This window comes from Streptomyces deccanensis (assembly GCF_022385335.1).
In the GTDB taxonomy this organism is placed as follows: domain Bacteria; phylum Actinomycetota; class Actinomycetes; order Streptomycetales; family Streptomycetaceae; genus Streptomyces; species Streptomyces deccanensis.
This window is the reverse complement of record NZ_CP092431.1, coordinates 57,101-82,591: the sequence shown is the minus strand read 5'-3', so window position 1 is coordinate 82,591 and position 25,491 is coordinate 57,101. Positions and strand designations below refer to the sequence as shown.

Annotated in this window: 18 protein-coding genes and 1 pseudogene; 9 read left to right on the top strand and 10 right to left on the bottom strand. The window is 68.3% G+C overall.

Going from position 1 to position 25,491, the window contains the following annotated elements; genetic code table 11:
* The first annotated feature begins 85 nt into the window (after positions 1–85).
* From L3078_RS00365 to L3078_RS00355, 3 genes are read left to right on the top strand one after another with little or no spacing between them, the layout of a single operon-like run.
* A complete protein-coding gene (locus L3078_RS00365; protein ID WP_239749361.1) occupies positions 86–958 on the top strand; it encodes an FAD binding domain-containing protein in 873 nt (290 codons plus the stop codon).
* On the top strand, positions 955–1,428 hold the full coding sequence (locus L3078_RS00360; protein WP_239749358.1) for a (2Fe-2S)-binding protein: 474 nt from the start codon (positions 955–957) through the stop codon (positions 1,426–1,428). Before L3078_RS00365 ends, L3078_RS00360 begins: the two co-directional genes overlap by 4 nt.
* On the top strand, positions 1,425–3,770 hold the full coding sequence (locus L3078_RS00355) for a xanthine dehydrogenase family protein molybdopterin-binding subunit (protein WP_239749355.1): 2,346 nt from the start codon (positions 1,425–1,427) through the stop codon (positions 3,768–3,770). Before L3078_RS00360 ends, L3078_RS00355 begins: the two co-directional genes overlap by 4 nt.
* Positions 3,771–4,162: 392 nt before the next feature.
* Here the strand turns inward: L3078_RS00355 and L3078_RS44840 are convergent, their stop codons facing one another.
* Both L3078_RS44840 and L3078_RS00350 read right to left on the bottom strand, forming a co-directional pair.
* The gene (locus L3078_RS44840; RefSeq protein ID WP_420864024.1) at positions 4,163–4,495 is read right to left on the bottom strand and encodes a hypothetical protein; all 333 of its coding nucleotides are present in this window, start codon (positions 4,493–4,495) and stop codon (positions 4,163–4,165) included.
* Complete coding sequence (locus L3078_RS00350) at positions 4,435–5,556, bottom strand: DEAD/DEAH box helicase family protein (protein WP_239749343.1); 1,122 nt, start codon at positions 5,554–5,556, stop codon at positions 4,435–4,437. Before L3078_RS00350 ends, L3078_RS44840 begins: the two co-directional genes overlap by 61 nt.
* A 482-nt stretch (positions 5,557–6,038) precedes the next feature.
* Between L3078_RS00350 and L3078_RS00345 the strand changes: the two genes are divergently transcribed.
* The 3 genes from L3078_RS00345 to L3078_RS00335 all read left to right on the top strand — a co-directional run bounded on the left by L3078_RS00345 (position 6,039) and on the right by L3078_RS00335 (position 13,128).
* Complete coding sequence (locus tag L3078_RS00345; protein WP_239749326.1) at positions 6,039–6,956, top strand: endopeptidase; 918 nt, start codon at positions 6,039–6,041, stop codon at positions 6,954–6,956.
* On the top strand, positions 6,953–11,443 hold the full coding sequence (locus L3078_RS00340) for an NACHT and WD repeat domain-containing protein (protein WP_239749317.1): 4,491 nt from the start codon (positions 6,953–6,955) through the stop codon (positions 11,441–11,443). The genes L3078_RS00345 and L3078_RS00340 overlap by 4 nt, the downstream gene beginning before the upstream one ends.
* Before the next feature lie 432 nt (positions 11,444–11,875).
* A protein-coding gene (locus L3078_RS00335) for an IS3 family transposase (protein ID WP_239760151.1) occupies positions 11,876–13,128 on the top strand; the annotation gives its coding sequence in 2 pieces (ribosomal slippage) (positions 11,876–12,218 and positions 12,218–13,128; 1,254 coding nt in all).
* 290 nt (positions 13,129–13,418) lie between these two features.
* Here L3078_RS00335 and L3078_RS44835 read toward each other — a convergent pair.
* The 3 genes from L3078_RS44835 to L3078_RS00315 all read right to left on the bottom strand — a co-directional run bounded on the left by L3078_RS44835 (position 13,419) and on the right by L3078_RS00315 (position 16,076).
* A protein-coding gene (locus tag L3078_RS44835) for an IS630 family transposase (protein ID WP_420864023.1) occupies positions 13,419–14,497 on the bottom strand; the annotation gives its coding sequence in 2 pieces (ribosomal slippage) (positions 13,419–13,996 and positions 13,996–14,497; 1,080 coding nt in all).
* A 159-nt stretch (positions 14,498–14,656) separates the two neighbouring features.
* Positions 14,657–15,370 carry a hypothetical protein gene (locus L3078_RS00320; protein ID WP_239749301.1) on the bottom strand — a complete coding sequence of 238 codons (714 nt, stop codon included), beginning with the start codon at positions 15,368–15,370 and terminating at the stop codon, positions 14,657–14,659.
* Between the two features lies 1 nt (position 15,371).
* On the bottom strand, positions 15,372–16,076 hold the full coding sequence (locus tag L3078_RS00315) for a hypothetical protein (protein WP_239749280.1): 705 nt from the start codon (positions 16,074–16,076) through the stop codon (positions 15,372–15,374).
* Between the two features lie 118 nt (positions 16,077–16,194).
* On the opposite strand from L3078_RS00315, the gene L3078_RS00310 reads away from it, so the two are divergent.
* Entirely contained in the window at positions 16,195–16,926 is a 732-nt protein-coding gene (locus L3078_RS00310) for a class I SAM-dependent methyltransferase (protein ID WP_239760150.1), read from the top strand.
* Here L3078_RS00310 and istB read toward each other — a convergent pair.
* From istB to L3078_RS00290, 4 genes and pseudogenes are all read right to left on the bottom strand, one after another.
* On the bottom strand, positions 16,904–17,755 hold the full coding sequence (gene istB / locus L3078_RS00305; RefSeq protein ID WP_275593109.1) for an IS21-like element helper ATPase IstB: 852 nt from the start codon (positions 17,753–17,755) through the stop codon (positions 16,904–16,906). The two genes, L3078_RS00310 and istB, sit on opposite strands and share 23 nt — an antisense overlap.
* Positions 17,752–19,348, bottom strand: a pseudogene (istA, locus tag L3078_RS00300) (IS21 family transposase). The gene istB and the pseudogene istA overlap by 4 nt, the downstream one beginning before the upstream one ends.
* A 291-nt stretch (positions 19,349–19,639) precedes the next feature.
* Positions 19,640–20,341 carry a P-loop NTPase fold protein gene (locus L3078_RS00295; protein ID WP_239749268.1) on the bottom strand — a complete coding sequence of 234 codons (702 nt, stop codon included), beginning with the start codon at positions 20,339–20,341 and terminating at the stop codon, positions 19,640–19,642.
* Entirely contained in the window at positions 20,322–20,942 is a 621-nt protein-coding gene (locus tag L3078_RS00290) for a P-loop NTPase fold protein (protein ID WP_239749265.1), read from the bottom strand. The genes L3078_RS00295 and L3078_RS00290 overlap by 20 nt, the downstream gene beginning before the upstream one ends.
* A gap of 688 nt (positions 20,943–21,630) precedes the next feature.
* Between L3078_RS00290 and L3078_RS00285 the strand changes: the two genes are divergently transcribed.
* A complete protein-coding gene (locus tag L3078_RS00285) occupies positions 21,631–22,983 on the top strand; it encodes a hypothetical protein (RefSeq protein ID WP_239749254.1) in 1,353 nt (450 codons plus the stop codon).
* Between the two features lie 778 nt (positions 22,984–23,761).
* Positions 23,762–24,862, top strand: coding sequence for a hypothetical protein (locus tag L3078_RS00280; RefSeq protein ID WP_239749243.1), 1,101 nt, complete (start codon positions 23,762–23,764; stop codon positions 24,860–24,862).
* A 39-nt stretch (positions 24,863–24,901) separates the two neighbouring features.
* Here L3078_RS00280 and L3078_RS00275 read toward each other — a convergent pair whose 3' ends face one another.
* Entirely contained in the window at positions 24,902–25,474 is a 573-nt protein-coding gene (locus tag L3078_RS00275) for a hypothetical protein (protein WP_239749230.1), read from the bottom strand.
* Positions 25,475–25,491: the final 17 nt, after the last annotated feature.

Here is a 25,491-nt window from a genome sequence, read left to right as displayed (position 1 = left end):
GCGCGCCCACGGGATCGGCATGCCGAACGCTCAACGCCAAGACACCACGGGCCCCCACACAGGAGCCATGACAACGAGGATGGGGATGTCCGAGCCCGACGTCGGCAGCTACAGGCGGCCCGACAACCTTGCCGAAGCCCTGACCATGCTGGACCGCCGCCCGGCCTCGGTGCTCGCCGGCGGCACCGACCTCGTCGTCCTGCGTGCCGACGGCACGGTCGACCGCGCACACGACATCGTCGACATCAAGGGCCTCTCCGAACTGCGGGGCATCAGTCGCGACGCGGACGGCACGCTCACCATCGGCGCCGCCACCACCTTGCGGGAGCTGGCCAGGACGACCGTCGTACCGCCCAACGCCATCACCGACGGAGCGGCGCTCGTCGGCGGCTGGCAGACCCGCGTACGCGGAACGATCGGGGGCAACATCTGCCGGGCCTCACCGGCGGGCGACACCCTCCCCGGGATTCTGGCCGCACACGCGCAGCTGGAACTCGCTTCCACCACCGGGACCCGACTGGTGCCGGCACACGCCTTCTTCACCGGGCCGGGCCGAACCGTCCGCGAACCCAACGAGCTGCTCACCCGCGTCATCGTTCCCGCGTCCCGCGGTGCCTCCGCGTATCTGCGCTTCACCTATCGTCGCGCGATGGACCTCGCCGTCGTCGGCGTCGCGGTCCATCTGGAGATCGAGAACGGCCGCTGCGTCGCCGCCCGCGTGGCGCTCGGCGCCGCCGCGGCCACCCCTGTGCCGGCCCCCGAAGCCGCCGACGCGCTCGTCGGGACGGAGTTGGACGAACCCTCCGTCGCGGCGGCCGCCCAGCTGGTGCTCAACACCGCCACCCCCATCGACGACGGCCGGGGCTCACGTGCCCACCGGCGCACCGTGCTACCAGTGCTCGCGAAGCGCGCGATCGGCATCGCGCTCGAACGCGCGCGAGAAGGACACCCACGATGACCACACACATGACCCTGCGCGTCAACGGCTCGGACCACGACATCACGGTCGCGCCCGACACGCTGCTCCTGGACGCCCTGCGGTACGAGTGCGGCCTCACCGGCGCGAAGCTCGGATGCGGCACGGGCGACTGCGGCGCGTGCACCGTCACCGTCGACGGCGAAGCGGTCAACAGCTGCCTCGTGTACGCGTTGGAATGCGAGGGACACGCGGTGGAGACGGTCGAAGGCGCCACCGCCGGCGGGATCGGCGCGCTCGTCGCCGAGGAGTTCGTGAAGGCCGACGCCGTCCAATGCGGCTTCTGCAGCCCGGGCATCATCATGTCGACCTGCGCGCTGCTCGCCAGAACCGAACCAGGAGCGGCCACCGACGAGGACATCAAGGAGGCGCTCGCCGGCAATCTGTGCCGCTGCACGGGCTACCTGCCGATCCTGGAGGCCGTCCGGCGAGCGAGCGGGGCACCACGATGAGCGACAAAGACTTCGGCCAGTACCAGAACGTCGGCCGCCGGCTCATCCGCCGCGACGCGGTCGAGCGCCTCACCGGCCACACCACCTACACCGAGGACATCCGCCTCCCGGGGATGCTCCACGGCGTCCTCGTGCAGTCGCCCGTCGCGGCCGGCCGGATTCGCGGCATCGACGTCGACCGGGCAGCGGCGCTCGACGGCGTCGTCAAGGTGCTGACGGCGAAGGACGTGACCGACCGCCGCTACGGGAACTACGTCAAGGACCAGCCGATCTTCGCCCGTGACCGGGTCAGGTTCGTCGGCGAACCCGTGGCGATGGTCGCGGCCACGTCCCTGGCGGTCGCCCGCCGAGCGGCAGGCATGGTCGAGATCGACATCGAGGCGACGACACCCGTCGTCGACCTCCGCGAGGCCCTGACGAGCGCCGAGGTGCTGGTGCACGACAGGGACACGAACGTCATCGAGGACGTCCACATCTCACGCGGTGACGTGGACGCCGTCTTCGCCACGGCACACGCCGTGGTGCACACCGAGATCGAGTCGCACCGGGCGCACCAGGCCTATCTGGAACCACGAGCCGTGACCGCCGTGCCCGCACCCGGTGGGTTCTCGCTGCTCATGAGCACGCAGCAGCCGTTCGGCGTACGGGCCCAGCTCGCCGAGCTGTTCGACCTGCCCACCGGCGCGATCGAGGTGCGGGTGCCCGCCGTCGGCGGCGGTTTCGGCGGCAAGCTGCACCTGCTGTTCGCGCCCCAGGCGGCCGCGATGACCCTGGCCACCAGTCGTCCCGTCCAGATCGTCTGCTCCCGCGCGGAAGACATGGTGACCGGCAACCCGCGCGAGAACTCGATCGTGCGCATGTCCAGCGCGGTCGACGAGTCGGGCCGCATCCTGGCCCGAAGGTGCGACGTCGTGCTCGACGCCGGCGCGTACGCGATGGACACGCCCATCCTGACCTCGATGGCCGCGTTCTACGCGACCGGCCCCTACCGCATCGACGCCCTGGACGTCCGCGGGCGCGCTGTCTACACCAACACCTGCCCCACCGGCTCGTTCCGCGGCCCGTCGGGCCCGCAGATGGTCTACGCCGCCGAGGCGCAGATCGAGGACATCGCCCAGCGGCTCGGGCTGGACCCCGCAGAGGTGCGACGACGTAACTTCATCGGCGAAGGCGACCGCGGCCCCACAGGTGAGCTCATCACCCTCCGCGGGACGACCGACGAGTGCATGCGCGTCGTCGAGAGCCGGCTGCGGCAATGGCGCCAGGCCGACGTCCCCCGGGACGACCACCGACGACGCGGCTACGGGCTCGCCTGCGCATGGTGGTCCACCCTCGGCACACCGTCGGCCGCGACCGTCGAACTGCACGAGGACGGCACCGCGACGCTGTCCTCGGGCGGAACCGAGATCGGGACCGGCGCCATCTCGACCGCCCTGCCGAGCATGGTCGCCGAAGAACTCGGGCTGCGGCCCGACCGCGTCGTCCTGAAGTCCGGCGGCACCCGGGACGCCCCGTACGACTCGGGTTCCCGTGGCAGCCGCACCATGTTCGCCACCGGCAACGCCACGGTTCTCGCCGCTCGCGCCGTCGCCGAGCAGATCAGGAACGAAGCCTCACGACTGCTCGGGGTCGACCCGGCCGACCTGGTGCTCCGCGAAGGGCGCGTCGAGGTCGAGGGCGCACCGGAGACCGGCATGACCATCGCCGACGTGTCCGCATCCGCGCACATGCGTTCCGGCCCGGTGGTCGCGACCGGTCGATACCGGGCGGAGCTCGCCCCCGTCGAAGGCTCCGACCTGCGGGGCGCCCGCTTCCTCAGACTGGGTGAGCCCACCTTCCACTGCCACGGCGTGGAGATCGCCCTGGATGAAGAGACCGGACGGGTCGATGTCCTCAACTTCATCGCCGTCCACGACGTCGGCAGGGTGGTCAACCCTGTCGGCGCACGCGGACAGGTCGAGGGAGGCGTCGTGCAGGGCATCGGCTACGCCCTGACGGAGAACCTCAGGACGAACGACCGGGGAGTCATCGTCAACGGCAACTTCCACGACTACCGTCTTCCGACCATCGCCGACGTACCGCCGCACATCGAGACCCTCTTCATCGAGACCAACCACTCGCACACCGGACCGTTCGGAGCCAAGGGCCTGGGCGAGCCACCGGTGATCCTCCCGGCGGCGGCCATCGGGTCGGCACTCCGTGACCTCCTGGGCGTACAGCCGTACCACCTGCCCCTGGACGCGGACCGGGTCGTCCTCACGATGGCCGAACGGGACGCTCGTCCGACGCCGGGGCAGCCTCCGTCGACAACGCGCCCACCGGAACCGGAGGTTGAGCGGTGAGGTGGTTCCGGAGTCTGGTGCGCTTCCTCAGCGACGCCTTCGACGGCGTCACCAAGGCATGGACCAAGGACGACCCCTCGTCACCGCCGAAGCCGCCGGTCACGCCACCCTGGTAAGGCCTGCCCCCTGTTCGTCGGCCAGATGGGGCCGGATGAAGGTGACCGAGCACAGCGGAACCGACCCGGCAGACGACCGGGTCTCCGCCGGGAGCCGCACGGCCCCGAGCACGGCAACCCCTTCACCTTCCTGCCGGACGAGGAGGGAACCTGGACCTTCCGCACCGCGAGCAACGCCCGCTCCCTGGACTCGGTCAACGGCACCCTCCACTGCGGCCCACCCTTCGAGGGCTCACCCGATCCGCCGTCCCCACCAGCCTTCAACGCTGGCTGTTGTCAATGCTGGGGCCCACTCAGGGCAATACGAACGGAACGGTTCAACGCCGCCGGGGCGCTGAGCAAGTTCCCAGCAGCATCGTGGTCAGGGACGTACGCTGGGAACGCGCTCCCCACCCCGCGGGTGCTGAGTTGTCTGGCCGAGGCACCCAGCCCGATCAGAAGGTCACCCACACGGTCGGCGCGCTGCCGACCGAACCTGACTTGTCGGGACATCAGGTCGACGTCTGCGGTGGTACCGACGAGCCGAGCATGCCGGGAGCGGTCGGCACTCAACCACTGGGCGATGGGCTCAAGGGCGCGGATGGCTGCCTTCTCATCGACAAACTCCAAACTGTTGGGTTCGAAACGGACCTGCGAGTCGCCCCTGAAGACGATGGTGTCTCCCGGGTCCGGCTCGATGGGCTCGGTTCTCGGCACTCGCGCGACCTTGACGGTGTGCGGGGTGCGCACCGAAGAACCATGCGTCGGCCGCGGGTGGTTCTCACCTGGGCGCCGGCGGCTCGAAGGACTTCCTTGTAGATGTCCGTGAGGTTGGAGCGCCACCGGTCGCCCAACTCCTGCTGGGGTGGGGCCGTGAATCCGAGACCGACCAGGTTCACCACCTTCTGTTCCTCGAACTTCCGGATCACGCTCGTCCAGGTCGACGCCGGCGCATGGTGGGCTTCATCGACGATCAGATGGCTGAACTCGGACAGCAGCGCCTGCCTCGCCTCTGGCGTGCAGTGATGCAGCACATGCGGTGTTGTCACCACGACGTTGCAGGCCGCGGCGAACGCCTTCGCCTCGGCCGCGTCCGTGAACCGGCGCGTCACCCGGCCCACACACGGGCGCAGCGCGCTCTCGGAGACCACCTTCTGCCGCGGCAGGATCCCCAGCGACTCGAACTTCGCGGCGATCTGATCCCGCAGTGCAATGCTCGGCACAAGCACGAGCAGCCGCTCGGGACGGCAGGCCACCAGCAGAGCCAGCATCGTCTCCGTCTTGCCGGTGCCGGTCGGCATGACGACGAGACCGGGTTCGGGAAGCGTCGAGTACCAGTACCCGATCACCGCGTGCAGGGCCCCGCCCTGCGGCGGCCTCAAACCGTCCTCACGCACCGCATCGTGCAACTCGAGCGCGTTCTCATACGACTCCAGCACCGCCTGAGGAGCCAGCAACTCCTGCGGCCCTCGCCAAGCCACCACCCCCTCACCGCCATCGGGCAGCGTTGCGCTCAACACCGCCACCGTCTCGTCTCGGGCGACGGCCCAGCGTCCGAAGGAGTTGTACACGAACTGACCCTCGGGCGTATCGCTGACCTGCAAATCCCCTGCTGGCACGAGAAGTTGACGGACCGTATTGCCCGACCACTGCCGAGCGGCCGCCCAGAGCTCTTGTGTCCGCAACCCCATCGCCCACCCGCTTCCCTGTCCACACCCCACCGGCGCTGTCACCCAGAACCGATGCCTGAGTGACGGTGTGCCCCTGAGAGCTGCGGGGGCCAAGAGGAGGACGCCGTGCACCTGCGCAGGAGCTGATTCATGGTCTGCATGTGACAGCAGTTATGCAACCAAAAGCAGAAAATGATCAAATTCATCCGCTAAGGCTGCTGACTCAGGCAAGATTCACCTCTGATGGGTCGCATGTGAACACGTAATGCGCATGGGGTCGTTGCGCTGATATGGGCCGTGTGCGCTGAGCCTGGCCTTGCGGGCGGCTGCCCTTCGACTGGATCGCCTCTGACAACTGCGCAGCCCTATGGGTGCCGGCGGTTGCTCTTGCAGACACGACCGCCCGCGCTGCGCAGCCCGCGACCTTCAACTCCTCCCACTCAGGTAAGTCCGTTGACCGCACACAGGCTGATGCGGCACCCGTAGAGTTGGCCTTCACGACAGTGGATCAACAGCAGACGACGGGGGAACGGGTGCAGCAGCATGTGCTCGGGGTGCACGGGATCCGGCAGGGCAAGACATCTCAGCGTGAGCTGGCCAAGAGCTGGCGCGATGCTCTCGAACGCGGCGTGGAGCAACTCCACGGCTCCGAGGCACTCAACGCAAAGAGCACCCATCCCACACTGCAACTGCCGCACTGGGCCACTTTGCTGGCTGAAGACACCGGCAGGCTGAGCACACGTCATGTGCTGCCCGATGACGAGACACCGTTCACCGCGGCCGAGGAGGAGTTCATCGTCCAAGCCCTGGACGATCTGCTCACCCCGGAAGAGCGCGCGTACGCCGACCAGGTGGATCCGACGACTCTCGGAATGGTCAAGGTGCCGCCGAGGATCACCCAGCGTGCGATCGCCTACGACCGGCGCCAGCCTGATGGTCGGGTCTACGCGCTCATCCACCGCCTGCGCGAGGTCCACGTCTACCTGACCGAGCCCGAACTGGCCAGCCAGATCCGCAAATACGTCCTGCAAGGCGCCGATGACCGCACCACGGTTTTGCTCGGCCACTCTCTGGGCAGCGTGATCGCCTATGACCTGCTGCGGTACGAAGAGATCGCTGCTCCCGGCACGGCGGGAATGGCCGTACACACCTTTGTCACGTGCGGCTCGCCCCTGGCCATCCCCACCATCCAACGGGGCATGGGCCTGTCCGATGGACTACTGGCCCCGATCGCATCGCACATCCGGTGGGTCAACGTCTTTGACCCGGACGACGTCGTCACGGGCGGAGCCGGTCTGGCCGGGGTGGCAGAGCGGGTGACCGACATCGAGGTCGACAACGGTATCCGTGATCCGCATGCTGCCCCCAGATACCTGCGCACCCGCCCCGTCGCTCGCGCCGTCACTGCCGCCTGGTCATGACCGACGAGCACGTCCCGGCCACCTACCGGCGCCGACTCGTCGTCATCGCTGTCAGCGACTACGACGACGGCACGCCCACCGAGCGCGTGGCCTTCCGAGACGCCATCAACGCCCAGGTCTCCGTCGTCGAGGACTGGTGGAACAGCCCCCACCTGGACGACCAGCGCCGCTTCACACCCTCGCACCCACCCAAACCACTGCACAGCGTCCACGACCTGCGGGCCTTCCTCATCGACGAAGACCTCATCAGCGCACACGACGACGACGCCCTGGTCATCTACCTTACCGGCCACGGCCTGGCCCCCGCCGACGAGCGGCACTTCCTCCGCCTTCCCGACACCCATACCGAACGCCCCCTGGGCACCGCGTTTCCCACCGCCGAACTCATCGCTGCAGCCCTCGACTCCCCAGCCGAACACGTACTGGTCATGGTCGACTCCTGCTTCTCCGGCCGCCTCACCCAAGAACTCGACCGAACCCTCAAAGCCCTGCACCCCGACCGACACGCCCTGAGCTCACTCGTCGTGCTGACAGCGGGAAACGAAGACAGCAGACCCCGGCTGCGTGCTTTCACCACTGTCCTGGCCGCGGTCCACGCCCACTGCGCCGACGAGGCCAACGGCTACGCCCGCTCCCACCTGAGCTGGGAAGACTTCGACACCATCCTGGACACGGTCTGGGATGCCACGCAGATGGCCGATGTCCAGGTGCTGTGGCCGCCGAACAGCGTCAGCCGACGCCTCGCCGCCCGCGAGCTGAGCCCCTGCCTGCCCAACCCCGGCCACACCGACACCACCTTGCTGGAAGACGCCCGCAGCCAGCTCGGATGGACCCGGCGCGACGTCGACGCCTACTGGATCGACAAAGCAACCGGCCAGATGTCCAGCGACACGGGCTGGTACTTCACCGGACGCACCGCACTCTTGGCCCGCATGAACGCTTTCCTCGCCGGCAGCGACAGCACCCTGATCGTCACCGGGCAGGCCGGGTCCGGCAAGAGCGCCTTGCTGGCCCGGCTGGTCACCCTCAGCGACTCCCGGTTCTGCGATGACCCCACCTACCGCCCCTACCTGGAGGCGATCCCCGAAGAACTGAGGGTGGCCACCGGCGCCATCGACGCCGCAGTGCTGGCCCGCAACACCGATCCGCAGGAACTGCATGCCGCCCTCTACCAGGCTCTCACCGGCCAGAGCATTCCGTCCGACGAGAACCCATCGGACCTGCTGCACCAGCACGCCCGCACCACACTGATGCGCACGGACCGGCCTCTTACCGTAGTCGTGGACGGCATCGACGAAGCCAAAAACCCCCGTCGCGTCATCACTGACGTTCTTCGCCCCCTGGCTGGCCTGCGCAGCGGCGGCCAGTCTGCCGTCCGGCTCATCCTCGGCATCCGCAGTTCGGTGCCCACCTCCCGCCACGCCCTGCCGGACCAGGACGTCCGCACCGAGCGAGACCTCCTCGACCTGTTGCGCGAAGCCACCGGCGCCTTGGCCCCGCTGCGCACCGACGACGACAGTGCCGAGGACGACATCGCCGCCTACGCGGCAGCCCTGTTGCGCGCCCCTTCCGCCGCCGGAAGCCGGCTGACCGGTCGCAGCAGCCACGCCATCGCGGATGTCGCCGCTGCCATCGCCCACGAGGTCACCCCCTCGTTCCTGGACGCCCGGCTCGCGGCCCAGCAGCTCCATGCCCGCACCGCGCTGCCCGCACCCTCCGATCCCCACTGGCGCCGCCAACTGCGGGAGGGAACCCAGGAACTGCTGCGCCAAGACCTCGCTGACGTCGCCCAGCACACCCGCACGCGCCCGGAAGATCTCCTGGCCGTGCTGCGTGCCACGGCGTTCGCCCTGGGTGCCGGAATGCCCTGGGCACGGGTATGGCCTGCCGCCGTCCGTGGCCTGGAACCAGGCTGCGACGCCCCCGACGCCTGCATCCGCGTGTTGCGCAACAGCCGTCTGATCGGTTACCTGACGACCGCCGTTGAAGACGGTCGGACCGTATACCGGCCTATCCACGAACGTGTCAGCGAAACCCTGCGCACCGCCCCCCACACATTGCTCGTGCAGCAGCCGCTGCCCGGCGTTGACGACACTCATGCCTCCGACGGCATCGCAGCCCACCGCAGTCTGACGGAGGCCTTCACACGGCTGCTGGCCGAGGCCCCCCATCAGCAACCACATCCGTATCTGCGCCGGCACCTGATCGCCCACGCCGAGGCAGGCGACGTCCTGGACGACGCCCACGTCCCCGTGTCGTTCCTTCCTTTCGAAACCCACGGCCGTATCCGCGGGACGCTGGGACTTCCGGTCGTCGCCCAGGAGGCCACCCACTGCCTGGCGGCCTGGTCTCGGATTGAGCCGTTCCTCGCCGACGCCCCGCCCGACGCCAGGGCCGACAGTCTGGCGCTGGCCGAACGTGCCGGCGACGACCAGGCCAGCCGCACAGAGCCCCCAGCCCGCCGCAGCCCGTCGCTGACGGCCCGGTGGAATCGCCTGCACCTGCCCGGGAACATTCTCGCGGGCACCTCAAGCGACATCTTCGAGATCGTCACGTTCCTCAGCAGCGACGGATCACTCATCGTGGCCGCCGGCCATGCCGACGGAACAGTGACCATGTGGGACGCCCGCACCGGGCTGCCGTTCGGCGCCCCCTTCACACAACTGGGGCGATTCGCCCGTGCCTTGACTGTCGTGGACACCCGCAGAAGAAGACCGCGCCTGGTGGCGGGTACCGATGCGGGCCTGTGGCGGTGCGACCCGGAGACCGGAGCCATCGAGCAGCTCTTGTCCGGCCGCGTGCGGGCCACTGCATCCTTCGTCTCACCCGAGCACGGCTTCCTGCTTGCCGTGGCACTGCCGTACGCCACGCTCACCATGGACCCCTACACCGGAGTCGTCATCAGCCAGCGAGAGGCTGACGCTGACGCCCGTCCGTCGACCGTGCACGCCCTGGAAGCCGTCCCACTGCCTGGCGGCCAGGTACTGCTGGCCATCGGAACGGACGGCTCCCGCGTTCCGCTGCTCGACGCGCACACCCTCAAAACCGTCACCGAACTGCCCGGCCAGGGCATGGGTACATCAGCCCTGCAGGCATTTACCACCGGGAGCGGCGAACTCAGGTTGGCGATCGCCTCACGCTCCGGCAAGGGCCTGAGAATCTTCGACCCCCTCAGCGGACGCCCACAGCAACGTGTTCGCCTCCGCCAGTCCATTGCCTCCATGACCCTCTACCCTCGTGCCTACGACGAGCCACTCCTTGCTCTCGGCAGCGGCGTCGACGGACGCATCACCCTCATCAGCACCAGTGACGGAGAAGTAGTCCACCAGCTACCGACCGAACACACCAAAGCTGTCCGGGGACTCGCCGTCCTGGCGGAAAGCCCGGGGCGGCGCGGCATCCGGGGCGGGCGCCCCTCCTCAAGACTCTCCGCCCGGACCGAACCGATGCTGGTCTCTGGCTCCTTCGACGGCACCATCCGACTGTGGCAGCCCCACAACGACGACATCGGACCCGAGCCGATGCCAGACCCGTCAGCTCAGCGCATCGCGATGCTCCCCCAACCCACCGGCCCGGCCCGGCTCATCAGCAGCAACCACGCCACCGACATCAGCATCCACTCGTTCGAGACAGGGCGGCCACGTCCGTTCCCGCACGCTGCTCTCGACCTTCCCGGCCACCACATCACCGCCCTGGCGACGGCCGACCACGCCGACCGCACCTGGCCCGGAAACCTTGCCGTCGCCTACAGCGACGGCAGCCTTCACGTCCTGACCGACGAGGGCGAACGAACAGTCCTGCTGGAAGGAGCACGTCCCGGCCGTCGCGGCCGCAACCACGTCCGCACGCTGGCCTTCCTCCCGACCTCTCCACCTCAATCCCCCGTCGTAGTCGCCGGATTCAGCGACTCCAGCCTCGCCTACTTCCCCCTCGATCGCGCTGAGGGCGCCCGCCAGGACATTGCGCGCGCCGACGGCCCGGTGCGAGCCCTTGCCGTCTCACCCGCCGAAGCGCCACTCCTGCTGGCCGTTGCGACCCGAACCATCCGTCTGCTGCATCCCCGCCGGGAGCCCCATGCCCGCCTGCCACAGCGCATCGGAGGGGTGCACAGCCTGGAGTTCATCATGCTCTCCGGCGCCCCCGGTCTGCTTCTTGCCACAGGCGGAGCCGACGGCGCCATCAGGCTGTGGGATCCCAGGGCACCGCGGCAAGCCCTGCAGGTACTGAGCGGTCACCGCGGAAAGGTGACCGCCCTGACGACGCTGCACCACCGGGCTTTCCCGCAGCCCTTGCTGGTCAGCGCCAGCCCGGACGACACCACTGTCCGGGTATGGGAATGCCGCACGGGCGAGGAGATCCTCAGGTTGATCACTGCAGCGCCCGTCACCTCCCTGGCCGTATCGGCCGACCCTCGTCAGGAGCATGACCAGCCGACCATCATCTTCGGCAGTCCTCGAGGAATCGGGGCAGCCGCTGTGTACCTGTAAGTCAGGTCTGTCCTCACCGGCGACGTGCCCGCTTTACGACAGACGCAGCCGGGCGCGGTAGGTACTTGCTGCAACTGGCCGACTTGGTGGCGGGTGCCAGCCGGGCCGTGGCCCAACGGCACGACGGTGATGCCGACGATGCGGGCAACGACCTCACCGCGCTTGGGGTCCAGATGAAGGCTCCGAAGGACTGCTCATGGGCAGAGCTCCGAAGCCTGTGCGAGCGTGGACCCTGCCAGGGGCCGCTGTGGCTGACGCGCGTACTCCGGGCGGACTGAACGATCCGGGGTACCCGTGCCGCTTTCCCGCAGGCGGGTCTGGACAGGTACATCCGTGTACGACGGATTTCATGCGAGATCCGGGGCCTCCCCCTGAGTGGTGGACACGCTGATACTGGATCTGCTTGATCCGGAGGAAGCGAGAACACCGCCGATGGCGATGAAGGACTACTCGGACGAGTTCAAGGCCGATGCCGTGGCCCTGTACGAGTCCACGCCCGGGGCGACCTACAAGAGCATCGCCGCTGACCTGGGCATCAACAGGGCGACGCTGCGTGAGTGGGTGCTGCGGGACCGGGAGCGTCGCGGCGTCGCCCCCGCGGCCGCTCGGTCAGGTGGGGCAGCGCCGGCCCGGGCAGGACAGCCGGCACCGTCCGCCGACCCGGACGAGCGGATCCGGCAGCTGGAGGCCCGGGTGGCCGAGCTTGAGGCGAGCGAACGGAAGCTGGCCACCGAGCGGGACATCCTGCGCAAGGCGGCCAAGTATTTCGCCGGCGAGACGAACTGGTGAACCGCTTCCAGTTCGTCCACGACCACCGGGACGCCTTCGGCGTGAAGCGGTTGTGCCAGGTGCTGGGCGTGAACCGTTCCAGCTACTACAAGTGGCGGGACGCGGCCGACGCGCGGACCGCGCGGCAGGCCGCCGACCGGGCCCTGGCCGAACAGATCCGCGCCGTCCACGCCGACTCCGACGGTGCCTACGGCTCCCCGCGGATCACCGCCGAGCTCCGTGCCGAGGGCCGCAAGATCAATGAGAAACGGGTGGCCCGCGTGATGCGCAAGTTCTCCATAGCGGGCATACGCCTGCGAAGACGGGTCCGCACCACGATCCCGGAGCCGTCGGTGACACCGGTCCCGGACCTGTTCCAGCGGGACTTCACCGCCCCCGCGCCCGGGATCAAGTACATGGGCGACATCACCTACCTTCCCACCGGGGACGGCGACTTCCTCTATCTGGCCACTGTCCTGGACTGCTTCAGCCGCCGGGTGGTCGGCTGGTCCATCGCCGCCCACATGCGCACCGAACTCGTCGCCGACGCCCTGCACATGGCAGCCGCCACCCGCGGCGGTCTGAGCGGCGCGATCTTCCACTCCGATCACGGCGCCCAGTACACATCGCGTGAATTCGCCGACTTGTGCGGCGAGTTGGGGGTCACCCAGTCCATGGGCTCGGTCGGCACCTCCGCCGACAACGCCGCCTGCGAGAGCTTCCACGCCACCCTCAAGCGCGAGACCCTGCGCGGCGCCCACCACTACCCGGGAGCGGAACTGTGCCGACGGACCGTCTTCCGGTGGCTCACCCGCTACAACACCCGCCGCAGGCACTCCGCCAACGGACACCTCAGCCCCATGGCCTACGAAAATCAGCACCGGCAGGAGTCCGATAAGCTCACGCTGGCCGCATAACCACCCCGACGCGTGTCCACCTCCGCGGGGGAAGGCCCTCCAGACCCTTGCGCGGCAACGGGCATGAGCCTGGTGCGTCAGTCGTGGCCAGAATCGGCCTCGGGCCTACTGCCTGCATAGCGGTTGATTGCCGGCACGACTGCGGACGCCGTCAGGGCTAAGCTCCCCTGTTCGGCCGACATTACGTCGGCGACGACCAGGCCGACGGTGACGATGACCACTGTGACCATCCACCCCACAAGCAGCTTTTTATGTGCTCGCTTGATCCATTCACTACTGACTTCGGCTCGTCAGGGTGACGCTGGTTCGTCGAGGGCCAGGCCGGTGCCCGCTATGAAGCCGTCGAGGATGCCGGACCGGTACTGAAGGCGCTTGAGCCGGTTGCGTACGAGTGCTTCGAGCCGGTCGAGGGCAACGACTGCGAGGTTGGCCAGGCTGTGCTTGACGTGCGCCCATACCCACTCGACCGGGTTGAGGTCGGGTGAGTAAGCGGGCAGCAGGAATACCGTCAGCCACTCACGCTCGGCGATCAGCTCGCCCATGGCGCGGGAGACGTGGGTGTTCAGGCGGTCCCACACCAGCACGAGGGGCGCCTTGACGAGCTGGTGGACGCCGTCGATCAGCGCGATGAAGTCCCGCTCGCCCATGCTGCGACGTTTGCCTTTGCCCGCTCGGTGGGTGCGCAGGCGGTGGCACAGCCGGGTCCGGGAGCCGGGCCGCATGGCAATCATCCCGGCCACGGACAGTCGGCCCGAGCGTCGTCCGCTCACCGTCACCTGCGGGGTGTGGCCGCGCCGGCCCCAGGTGCGCCCCCTGGGCGGTCGGCGGGTGAAGCCTGCCTCGTCCTCGAAGCAGATGTAGCCCCCACAGGCCGCCCGGACTCTTTTACCTCCGCCCAGGTCGCCTCCTTCCACGCGGTGACGGCCTGCTCGTCCCGCTCGGCGACCCGCCGCGCAGGGACCTGCGGGCTGAAGCCGAGCCGGTGCATCAGCCTCGTCGCGCCCGAGACGCTGTAGGAGACGTGAAACTTCCTGCCGATCAGCGTGGCCACCCTCGCCGCGGTCCACACCTGGTCCTCCGTCCAGCCGTGCGCGGCCGGACCCTGCTCGAGATACCTGGCGAGCTTTTCCAGACAGCGTGGCGACAGGCGACACCGGCCCCCGCTCGGCCCTCGCGAAAGCAGCTCCTCGGCACCGCCTTGCCGCCACAACTGCTGCCACTGGTAAGCCGACTTCAGACTCACACGCAGCTGCCGGGCCACCTCGGGCGGTTTGACCTGCTGCGCGAACAGCTCTGCCGCCTGTATCCGCACCGCTTCCCGACGCCCCCGTGCTGCAGGCGTCAGCCCGCCCCCATCCGCGTATCTCACACGCCATGGACTACCGACAACACCGCACCCACATCGGCAAGTTCAGCAAACATCACCCTAACGAGCCGAGATCAGTAGGCGAGCCCGGGGCGAAGTCCAGCAGGATCCCTTCGGGCGGCGCGGGATCGTCGAACTCCTCGGTACGCACCGTGAACTGTGTCATGCCAGCCCCTCCAACGCCTGGTAGGCCAGTTCCACGGCATTCTCAACAAGAGCACGGCCGTCTGGGCCCGACCAGTCCAAACTCAACGGCTGCGCAGGCATCTGGATGGCCACGCAGTCCTCGATGATCTGGCGCATCTGCCCGTCAGCGCGGCGTGCAGCCTCGGGGTCGGCGATGGTGCCGAGCCGTTCGGCCACCACCGGCACCCGGTTGTAGATGTAGTGCGTCAGGAACAGTTCGAGCAGCCGCTCCACATCGTTGCGGTCGGCTGCCTCGCTTTCGAGCTCCTCCCAGGTGTCCGCCTCGCCAAACAGTTCCTCCAGAACGTCGCAGACCGCGTCCCGGGCCGCCTGCCCGTCCAGGTCGCCCCCAGCACCAGCCAGTTGCGTCACCAGCTCATCGACGATCTCGAACCGGTCCCGCCCGACCAGGTCGCCCAGCGACGCCTGACGCAGCGCCTCGCCCAGCCCGTCGGCGGCCACCCCGGACAGCAGGCCGCCCAGCCGCTGGGCCGTGCTGCGCCCGGCCGCCGCGCCCGCGGCGGCGGCCGCAGCGCCACCCAGGACCGGAACGTGGCGGGCAAGGACGGCGGCAGCCCGGCTGCGGGGAGCGGAACCACGGCTGACGTCGCGGGCGTATGCGGTCGCCGCGTGCTTGAGAGGCGTCCACGCCCCGCCGGAGCCACTGGTGCGGTCGGTGGAAGTACCCACTTCAGCTACGCCCTTGCCGCCGGCGCACGTCGCGAGCCTGGCGCACGAACGAGCCTGCCGGGGTACCTGTGGACTCCCAGCCGTCCAGCAGAGCCGTCACGGAGGGGTCGGTGGGGGGCAGCCGTCGCACCAGGGTCGAGAGCTTCGGGCGCAGGAGCTCCAAAGGGACGAGTCTGAGCCGCTCGCAGACGTCCCGAGCGATCGCGGGGATCTCGTGACACAGCTCCGCCGCGCTGTCCGTGGCCGGTCCCGCCGGATCACGCTGAACCACCTGCATAAGGTGCTCCACGAGTGTCGGCAGATCCTCAGCCGCCACGGTCTGCTGCACCTGTCGCACCGCGGCCCGGCGCCGGCCGACGACGTCGGACTGGAGCAGGCCGAGCAGTTCCTGGACATGCGCGGGCAGAAGCGCCGTGGTGGCCGCTAGCCTCAATTTGGCCCGCGCGAACGTGAAGTACGGGCCGAGATCTACTGCGGCCAGGGCGGGATCCATCCGAAGCCAGGCGTCGATATGCGGCATCTCCGCCCAGGCGCGAACCTCCTCGTTCAGCTCGCCCGTGGCGGTGCTCTCCCCGCGAGCCCGCCCTCGCCTTGGGGGACGTCCGTCCGAGGAGGCGCGTGGCTCCTCGGGAGTCTGGCTGTCGCCCGATCCTCTCTGAGCGGCCGTCGCCGCACCGCGTGCGTGCCGTTCGGTGTCGACGGTCACGTAATTCCCCATGGCTGATGTTCACGTAATTGGCCAATTGGTCGCCTGCGCAGGCTGCGTCGCGTCCCGCCGCCGTAATCTGGTTGAGAGCCATCGCGGGGCCGTGGACACTGTCGCGGTGTACTCAGACGCTGACGCTGCCGCGTTGTATGACTTGCTGAACCCGTGGGACCCGGAGCCATCGTCCGCCGACGCGTTCTATGCCGAGTTGGTGATGGCCGCGGGCTCAGTGCTGGACGTCGGCTGCGGCACCGGCTCGATGCTGCACTGGTCGCGCGAGCACGGTCATGTCGGGCGTCTCGTGGGCCTTGATCCGGCCCCCGCTGCCCTCGCCCGCGCCCGGCGTCGTGCCACCATCGAGTGGATCGACGGCATGGCGGCTGACGCGAAGTGGGAAGCCGATTTCGACCTCGCGACGATGACCGGCCACGCGTTCCAGTTCCTGGTCACCGACGACGACGTCCGTGCTTCGCTCGGCGCGATCCGTGCCGCACTGCGTGAGGGCGGCAGGTTCGCTTTCGAGACCCGCCATCCGCAGGCGCGTGCCTGGGAAGCATGGAATCCGTCGAACGCAGCGGACATCACCGACGCGGCCGGCCGGATCCTGCGTGTGTGGCACGAGGTCGAAGCCGTCGCCGACGGCGTGGTCACGTTCACCGGGACGACGGCTGATCCTGATGGCACCGTGCTGCGTGTCGACCGCGCCAGCCTGCGCTTTCTGGATGTGCTGGCACTCGACGAGTTCCTGGCCGAGGCGGGATTCGAGATCGAGGCCCGTTATGGCGACTGGCAGCGAGGACCCGTCACCCCGGCGAGCCGGGAGATCATTACGATCGCCCGCCGACCATAGGCAGGTCAGGTGGCGTGATCCCCCGCAGTGGCGGGAGATCGGGACGCGCATCCGGGCAGCTGGCTAGGGGCCGGGGGTTTGTCGATCTTCTCGTCCTGGGCCGCTTGTTGGGTCGGTAGCTGGGTCCGTTCATGATGACCTGGTGGCTGGAGTTGATCAGCCGGTCGAGGAGGGACTCGGCGACGACGGGGTTGGGGAAGAGGGGATACCAGTCGCTGGGTGCCCTGTTGCTGGTGATGATCAGGGACCGGCCCTGTCGTTCGGAGACGAGTTCGTAGAGGTCGTCGGCCTGGGACGCGGTTAGCTGGCGCATGGCGAAGTCGTCGAGGATGAGCAGGTCGGGGCGGATGAGTTCGCGCATGCGCCTGTCCCAGGTGCGGTCCGCGTGGTCGCCGGCAAGTTCGGCCAGGATCCGGCTGGTCTTGGCAAAGCGGACGTTGGCGCCCTGACGGACGGCCTGGTGACCGAGGGCCTGGGCGACGTGTGTCTTTCCGACCCCGACGGGGCCGAACAAAATCACGGACTCGCCGGAGTGGAGCCAGCGCAGGGCCGCGAGATCGCGGATCTGGGCGGCGGGCAGCTTCGGTGAGGCATTGAAATCGAAGCCCTCCAGGGTGGCCTGCTGCTCGAACTTGGCCTTGCGTAGGCGGCGTTCGAGCGCGACGCTCTCGCGGCGGGTGATCTCGTCGTGGCAGAGGACCTGGAGGAAGTCGAGGTGTCCGAGTTCGCCCTTCTGAGCCTGGGTGAGGCGGGCGTCGAGGGTCTCGAGCATCCCGGACAGCCGCAGGGTCTTGAGGGAGTCGCGCAGGGCGGTGGTCATCACGCTCATCGGGCGGCCTCCTCGGCGTCGTCGTGGCCCTGGTCGTCGTGGACGCTGCCGGGGGTCTGGGTGGGGACGGTGGCCGCGAACAGGCCTTCGGGCCCGTGCAGGAAGGCCGAGGCTCCGGCATCGCCGGTCTCGGGTTCCGGGTCGGTCTCGGTGCCGGCGACCAGGATGCCCTTGACGGTGCGGTAGGACGGGTCGCCGACCGCGATCGCCTTGCGGCAGGCGGCCTCCAGCCGGACGTCGCCGTACTTCTTCCGCAGCCCGAGCACCCCCTGGGCGGCCCGGAGCCGGTAGAGGGCGTTGACCTCCAAGAGCTGGTCGATCACCTCCCGGCAGGCGTCCCCGACCTGGGATGCCTGGCCGCGGCACCAGATCGGGGTGCGCATCTGGAACGCGATCTTCTCGGGCGGGTAGTCGTTCTTGTCGGTGCGTTTGCCCTGCTCCAGCGCGGCGTGGGTCTTGACCAGCTCTCCCTCATGGAAGATCTGCACCGTCACGGCGGTGGAGCGGACATCGACGCGGCGTCCGACCAGCTTCCAGGGCACCGAATAGAGAGTGCGGCCGACTTTGATGTGGATGTCCGGGCCGACCGTCGCCCTCGACCATCTGGCCAGCACGAACGGCTCTGGCGGCAGCGGAAGCAGGGCCTTGGCCTCCACCGCCTCGAACACCGACAGTGGCTTCGCGCCGTCCAGCGGGGGGCACTGCCGCTGGCCTGCGACGTTCCTCGCCCAGAGCAGGGCTTCGGCCTGCATGTGCTCCAGCGAGGTGAACGTCCGCCCGCTCCAGAGCGAGTCGCGGACATAGGGCATGGGCCGCTCCACCCTGGGTTTGTCCTTAGGCTTCGAAGCGCGAGCAGGATCCACCAACGTGCCGTAGTAGGTGGCGAGTTCGGCATACGCCTTGTTGATTTTCGGGTCGTAGAGGTCCGGCTTGTCCACCCCGGTCTTGAGGTTGTCCGGCACCAGACGCCGCGGGACGCCGCCGAAAAACCGGAACGCTTCCACGTGGGCCTGTGTCCATGTGTGCTGGTCCATGTGCGCCACCGGGCGGACGAACATGTGCCGCGAGGCGGGCAGCACCATCACAAACGCCCAGATCCGGTGCCGTTTCCCGGTGGCTGGGTTGATCCACTGCCCCAGGAAGCCGTAGTCGATCTGGGCCTCCGAGCCCGGCTCGACGTTCTCCCGCAGCACCGTGACCTTCGAGCGGGCCGCCTCCTCGGGCAGGTTCTCGTGCACCCAGCGGCGGAACGTCGACAGCGACACCCTCAACTTGCCCTCGTCCCGCAGCCGTTGGTGGATCGTGGTGACCGTCGTGGTCTCCAGCAGGCTCTTGACGTAGTCGCGGTGCGGCTCGATCTCTGCCCACCGCACCTGGTTCAGCCTCCGGCCGGCCAGCTCCGGAAACCAGCTCTTGAGCAGCTTGGCCCAGTCCGCCTCGCTCATGGGCGGCCCACCCGGGGTGATCCCTGCCGCCTCCGCCGGCGCCAGGTATTTCCTGATCGTCTTGCGGTCCACCCCCCAGCGACGCGGACACCTGACTCTTGGACCGGCCCGCGTACCAGTGCACGTAGATCTCGACGATGTCGACCACGGTGAATGTTCTCCTTGCCATCCGGTGCGTCCGTCGACCTCTCGGCTCGCAGGTTAAGGGACCGCGAAGGCTCCGAGAGGCCAGGACCCTCAACCCGGGCACCGGCATGCCCATGGGGAACCCGGCCGATTCGCAAGGAATAGCTAAATATCGCTCAAACCGCCCGAAACGGGGAATATGGCGCCTGTTCGAGTGTGGTCAGCGGCACCACCTGCGGTCAGCATCCCGGTGGGGAATCGTGACCACAGGGGTGGGGAATTGACTGACGCTGATCATGCAGATCATGGGGAATTATCTGACCACCGACAGTTCGGCGGCTTGGAGATGTCCGTTCCCGCCCGATCCCAGTGCCTGGACCTGCCAGTCGAACAGATTCCGGAAGTCGGTCAAGTACTGCTCTTCCAGCACCATGAGCTTGGCCAGGACCGCCGCGTCCAGCCTCGTGCCCCGGCGTTCGGCGCTCGCCAGGCGCAGGGTCAGCGTGTTCAGAAACCGCTTGATCTGCCGAGGATTGCCACGCAACGTACTGCCGAGCACCGGGGAGATCGCCGCCGCCCACGTCATGTCCTCGTACAACCGCGTCGGCATGCCAGCGCCGAGCGTGGCAGATGCGATGCCCGCATTCAGAGCAACCCCAAGGGCGCTTTCGCGCCTGCGCAGGTCAACTGCTTCGCACACCCTCTCGAACTGCTCCCGCTCAAGGTGCAGTTGCGCCAGCAGCAAATGCATGTATGTCTCGGCTTCGGGCGCGGACAACACCGGAATGCTGATCTTGACCTGGAGCATCTTCTCCAGATACTCCGCGCCCAGACCAGACGTTCCGGGGCGGCCGAGGCCCGGGTAGCGTCGGTCGATGGCGGCCTGCACGACCTCGGGGTGGGCAGCGATCACGAACGCGCTTTTCTCCACGTTGAGGAAGAGACGGATCGCCTCAAAGGTGTCAACGACCGTATGTGGCAGGCACCGGTCCAGGTCATCGATCAACACGATCACCGCCCGAACCTGCTCCAACGAACCCACCAAGCTGGCGAACTCCTGCCGGAACGCCCCCGGGTCCGCGGGAGTGCGGTTCTCTTCCGCGCTCTCCCCGACAGGCTCCTGGTCCGGGTACGTCCCCCCCGACAGCGCTCTGGGCGATGGTGGAGGCCACGTCAGCCAAACCGGGATCGAGCGCGCCGGCAGCCATGGCCGCGCCGGCGGGCAGTGCCGCTCCGACCAGCATCTGTACCGGCCGCCGCAGGCTCCGGGCCACTCGTCTGAGTCGGCCCGCCTCCACAGCCTCGGCGCTGCCCTCATCGGCTTCTTGCTGCAGGCGCGTCAGCACTGCCTCCATGAGCGCGCCCTTGATGTCCTCATAGCCTTCGTACTGCCACGGGCTGAACGGGACCACGACGAAATGTCCGGCCTCGTCGGATGAAATGGTCGACAGTTCCTTCGAGACGATCCTCAGCAGGCTGCTCTTGCCTGAACCCCAACCACCGAGCACACCCAGCGTCAGAGGCAGGAGCCGCTGCTGTGTCAGAGCAACGACCATCTCGTCAACGAGGAAGTCAAACCCGAGAAGGTCCAGATCCGTCTCGTTATCCGACCACACGCTACCTCCCACGCCCTGATCTGCGTTGGCTCCCGCCCAACACGTCCATGATCTTAGGCCGAGAGGCCGAAAAAGCGCCCGGTTCGACGGAATTGGTGTCACGATGCAACTGCCCGGCACCTACAGACCGCTACCAAGGCCGCATCCGTCACTCACGGCCTCCAGCGACGTACGTGACACGGGCCACGCCCGCCTTCGTGGCGAGCCCCCATCACCGGAGGAGGACCCGCAGCACACGCTCGTGGCCCCCTTGCAGAATCCCGTGTCTTCGCCGGTAACTCAGTCGCCCCCCTGGAACGGGCCACCGTTGCCGACATGCAGCCCAAGCTTCCGGCGTTGGTATTTCTGCTGCTTGCAGACGCGGAGACGCTGCCATGATGCAGGTCCGGAACCGGCAGCGCGCTTGCGCGAGAGACTACACATTGCGTCCCACCAGGCCTGGCTGGGATGCCCTCGCCGCACTGCTGTGTGACGCTGCCGCTCGAGCGCTGTTTCGGAGAAGGGTTCAGCGGATAACTGAGGCCCCTCGCCTACCGAACCGCCCAGCGGAAGCAGTGGCAACTGCCCCTCCCGCTCCGACATGTCGGCCCGCGCCCGATGTCCGGAGTGCAATGAACATCCTCAGCGACCGTCGGCCGAGGCTCGACGCCGGACCAATTGTCAGTAGCGACGGCTAGCCTCAACCTTCATGAGTCTTGCGCGCCGACCGGCTAGCGAACTTCCCGGCGACCCCGCCCAGTTGCGGTTGGTCTACAGCCACGGGCACCCCGCCGTGCCCCACGAGGACGAGGACACCCTTGAGCACTGGCGTGTCTCCATCCGCGCCTACCACGACGAGGAGGAGGAATGCGCCGACGGCTGCACCGATGCGTGCCAGCAGCTCATCGACAACGGCAGCGAGGCCGGCTGGCTGCGTCTGTGGCGGCTGCGTGACAACACCGGTGCGGATCGCTGGATGGTCGCGGACGCCCAATCGGGAGACCTGGAGAGCATCGCGGCCACCGTCCTCGACGACGGCGAGTATTCCGATGCCTTCCAGGAGATCATCGACTGCCCGGTGGGGGGTCTGCTCATCCTGGACCGGGTGTTCCTGGCCCGTCCCTGGCGCGGCTTCGGCCTGGGTCCGGTGTTCGCCGCCGAGGCCATCCGCCGCCTGTCCGGCGGCTGCTGTGCGGTCGCGGCCGAGCCTGGCATGGCCGAATGGCCCGAAAACCGGGACGAGGTGAATGACGCCGACCGCGCCACGGCCAAGGCCAAGATCGCCGCCCTGTGGGAGTCGATCGGCTTCCACGCCTTCCACGGCGGGGTGCAGCTGCTCGATACCAGCCTGCAGGAGTCCATCGACCTGCACCGTGCGCGCCGCAAGGACCTGGAGGACCTCTCCGCCGCCTACCGGGCCCACCTCGAGGGCCGGCCCGCTTTTCCTGAGCTGGCCGTGACCCCGCCCGCCTCGCCAGCGACTCCCGTGCCGGCCGCTACCCGTCAGCCACCTGCGCCCGCCCCGGAGGCAGAGGCGGAGCCCGGCGACGGACTGGCGGCCGCCGCGAGCCTGTCCGACCTCCAGCGGAAGTGCAAATTCTCTGGCTGGAGCCCCGGCGACCGCGCCGCCGCCCTGGCCGTCGCTGCACAGGCCACCCACGACGCCGACCTGCGCCAACTGGCCGCCCAGGTCAAGCACGTGCACTTCGGCCTGCGCGACGCCTGGACCGACGCGATCACCTTTCCCGGCCGCCTCTTTAACGTGCATCCCTTCCGGGAAAACCCCGCCGCCCTCGGGCCACTGGCCGGACTGTGGGTCTACGGCTCCAATCTCAACGGCCGTTACCGGGGCCGCTCCCACGCCGTGGGCGGGGACTGCCAGCACGCCCGCCCCCTCACCCAGGACACCGAACGCATGACCCTGGCCGACCTCCTCGACCTGACCAGTTTCTGGGAATGGAACGGCCCCAGCTGCTCCTTCTGCCACGGATGGTCCGGCCAACGCCTGACCCCCGACCAGCACACCCACTACCTCACTGTCCTCGCTGGCCACCAGCGCTGACCGCGGCGATCACGTAACCGGCCACGGGTGCTCACCGCGATGCTCCCTGCCCGGCCGGGCCGCAGGGAAACGGGAACGCATGCAAGATCACCAGACCGGACGCGGCCGTGCAGGGCAGCTGCCCGACCGGCTGCGTGCCGTCGGCCCGGGCTGGTACCCCTGCTGCTGCGACTGCACACCCACCTCCTCGCGTGGGACGCCGAGTACCGGGTCGAGGTTCTCAAGGAGAAGTTCGGCGCAGCCCGCGTGCACATCGTCACTGACTCGGGGGCATCGGATTCCGAGATGCGCAGCCTCCTTGTCCTGTCCGGGGAGGAACAGCCCGCGACCGTCTGCGAGTTCTGCGGGGCAGTCGGACGCCGTCGGCGCCGCGCCGATGCCCCGTATGGCTGGACCACGGCTGTGTGCGATCCCTGCCAGACCGCGTGGTCCGTCACTCCATCCTGATCGTCAACGGCGCAGTGCGCCACCACCGCAGGCAACGACGGGACACCAATGAAAGGCGACTCCAGGGGCCCCCGCAGGGTGTGCCGGCGGCTGTCCGACAGGTCCGCGCCCAGCGGCCGTCGCCGATCCCAGCTCTGCGGTCGTTCGCTGCCCGGCTGTACGTGTCTTCCGGCACCGCGCTGGTCTGCGGAGCCAAAAACCTGATGTGCCCGGCATCGACTGCTGACACCATGCCGTCAGCACCTGCCCGGCCCCTCGCCGACACCAAATTTGGAGCGGTGGCTTACGACGGGAGGCGACACTGCCCCGAGCACCCGGAGAGAGCACAGCCGTGACGACAACAGCCCCTGGCGACGACATCGCCTTGGCCCTAATTGCGCAGGACATCATGTTCCTGCGACGCTTCGCCCAGAGCGTCACGGTCGGGGCCTTGGACGAGGCTGTCGTCCCGGTCTTCTGCATGCACAACTACATGTGCCTGATCATCCACGAGTCCCACCGGGCACTTCGCCAGGTCGCTCCCGACCTCGCGGACGCCCTCGCCTACGACTGCGCGCCTGCCATCGAGCGCGCTCGGCACTCGGTCAAGCTCTACGACGACAAGTACAAGGAACTGGATGATGTCGGCGCCGACTTCCGGCGCATCATTGAGGAACACCGTCAGGAATTCCTCGGCAACACGTGGCTGCCACTGGCTCGGCCGCTGGAGAGGGATCTCGTCCTGTGGCGCTTTCGCGGCAGGCTTGTCTCGACCTCTCACACAGCCAGCTTCTTCCTCGCATTCCCCCCGCAGGCTTTCAAGAACAAGGACGATCTCGGTCCCAGGCTGCATGCCGTCGCCGTGGAACAGGGCAGGTACATTGGCGCGGCGGCAGAAGGCCTGCCCTGGCAGGGGCAGCCCGTCCTCGACGTGATGAAGACAACGGACCGCACGGAGAACAAGGTGCGTGCCGAGAAGCACTACCGGCGAAGCTTCGATCCCGCCCTCCGAGAGGAGATCAAGGCCTCCCTGACAGCCATGACCTGTGCACTGAACACCGCTGCCGTCCTCCTCGCCGACGACACCAACCCCTCCTCGGCGACAACACTGTTCAAGCTGCGCTACATCACCCTTCATCACGTCCTCTCCAGCCTCGGCAAGCTCGATGACCAGTACGGAGCCGAACTCCGCACGCCGGACCGAGCGCTGCTGAAGGACATCCTCGACGCCCCGATGAGCAACCTGATCCTTCAGGCTCACAGAGGCTTCAGGAACACTCTGGTCCACTACCGCCCCACGCGGGACGTGCAGGCACGACTGTCTCTTGACGCACCGCTCTACGGCCTCTTGGACGCCTACTTCCCAGCAGATGAAGCACGATCGCTCGGCGACACCCTTGTGCTCCACACCGCTCACGTCGCCGACCGCATGAGCGCCTGGTGCGACAACTGATCGGCAGGACCTACGGTGCGCCGTCCTGGGCGGTGGGAGTCAGCCGAGCCAGTGGACCAGGCGCGCCGTGTTGTGCACGGCAAGGGCTCGTTCCTCAAGACCGAGCGCGTACTGTTTTGCCGTGTCGTCACCGCGGGTCAAGAGCAGGGACGACAGGCCGATGAGCCGGGCGCTGCCCAGGCAGGCGACGTCGAGGGCCAGGGCCAGCATCTCGGGGGAGATGTCGTGGGCCCTCAGTGTGCCGTCGACGTAGCGGGCCATGTGCGCGAGCCCGGTGGGAGTGCTGTGGGTGACCTGACTCAGCAGTGAGTACGCCACCGGTAGCCAGCCCGGCTCGGGGGAGGGCTCGCCCATGGCCAGGAGCAGCTCGTCGATCGGCGGCAAGGGCTTGCGCCCCTTCGCTATGGCTTGTGGCCCTTCGACCACGCTGTCAGGCAGATGGAGCAGCTGCTCCGCGGCTTTGAGGGACACCCCGTTGCTGGAGAACAGGGCGGGGGTCTTCTCCTTGCGGGCGCGGAACTCGTCGAAGTAGCGGGAGGAGCGCTGTACATGTGCCTCGTCGTCCTTCTGCTCCTGGGCCAGCCAACTGTCCCTGCGCCAGGCGGGCCTCACCCTGGCCCAAATCCCGC

Coding starts and splice junctions, on each gene's coding strand:
- L3078_RS00360 (WP_239749358.1), top strand. CDS start 955: ATGACCACACACATGACCCTGCGCGTCAACGGCTCGGACCACGACATC.
- L3078_RS00340 (WP_239749317.1), top strand. CDS start 6,953: ATGACCGACGAGCACGTCCCGGCCACCTACCGGCGCCGACTCGTCGTC.
- L3078_RS00355 (WP_239749355.1), top strand. CDS start 1,425: ATGAGCGACAAAGACTTCGGCCAGTACCAGAACGTCGGCCGCCGGCTC.
- istB (WP_275593109.1), bottom strand. CDS start 17,755: ATGAGCGTGATGACCACCGCCCTGCGCGACTCCCTCAAGACCCTGCGG.
- L3078_RS00285 (WP_239749254.1), top strand. CDS start 21,631: ATGAGTCTTGCGCGCCGACCGGCTAGCGAACTTCCCGGCGACCCCGCC.
- L3078_RS00350 (WP_239749343.1), bottom strand. CDS start 5,556: ATGGGGTTGCGGACACAAGAGCTCTGGGCGGCCGCTCGGCAGTGGTCG.
- L3078_RS00365 (WP_239749361.1), top strand. CDS start 86: ATGTCCGAGCCCGACGTCGGCAGCTACAGGCGGCCCGACAACCTTGCC.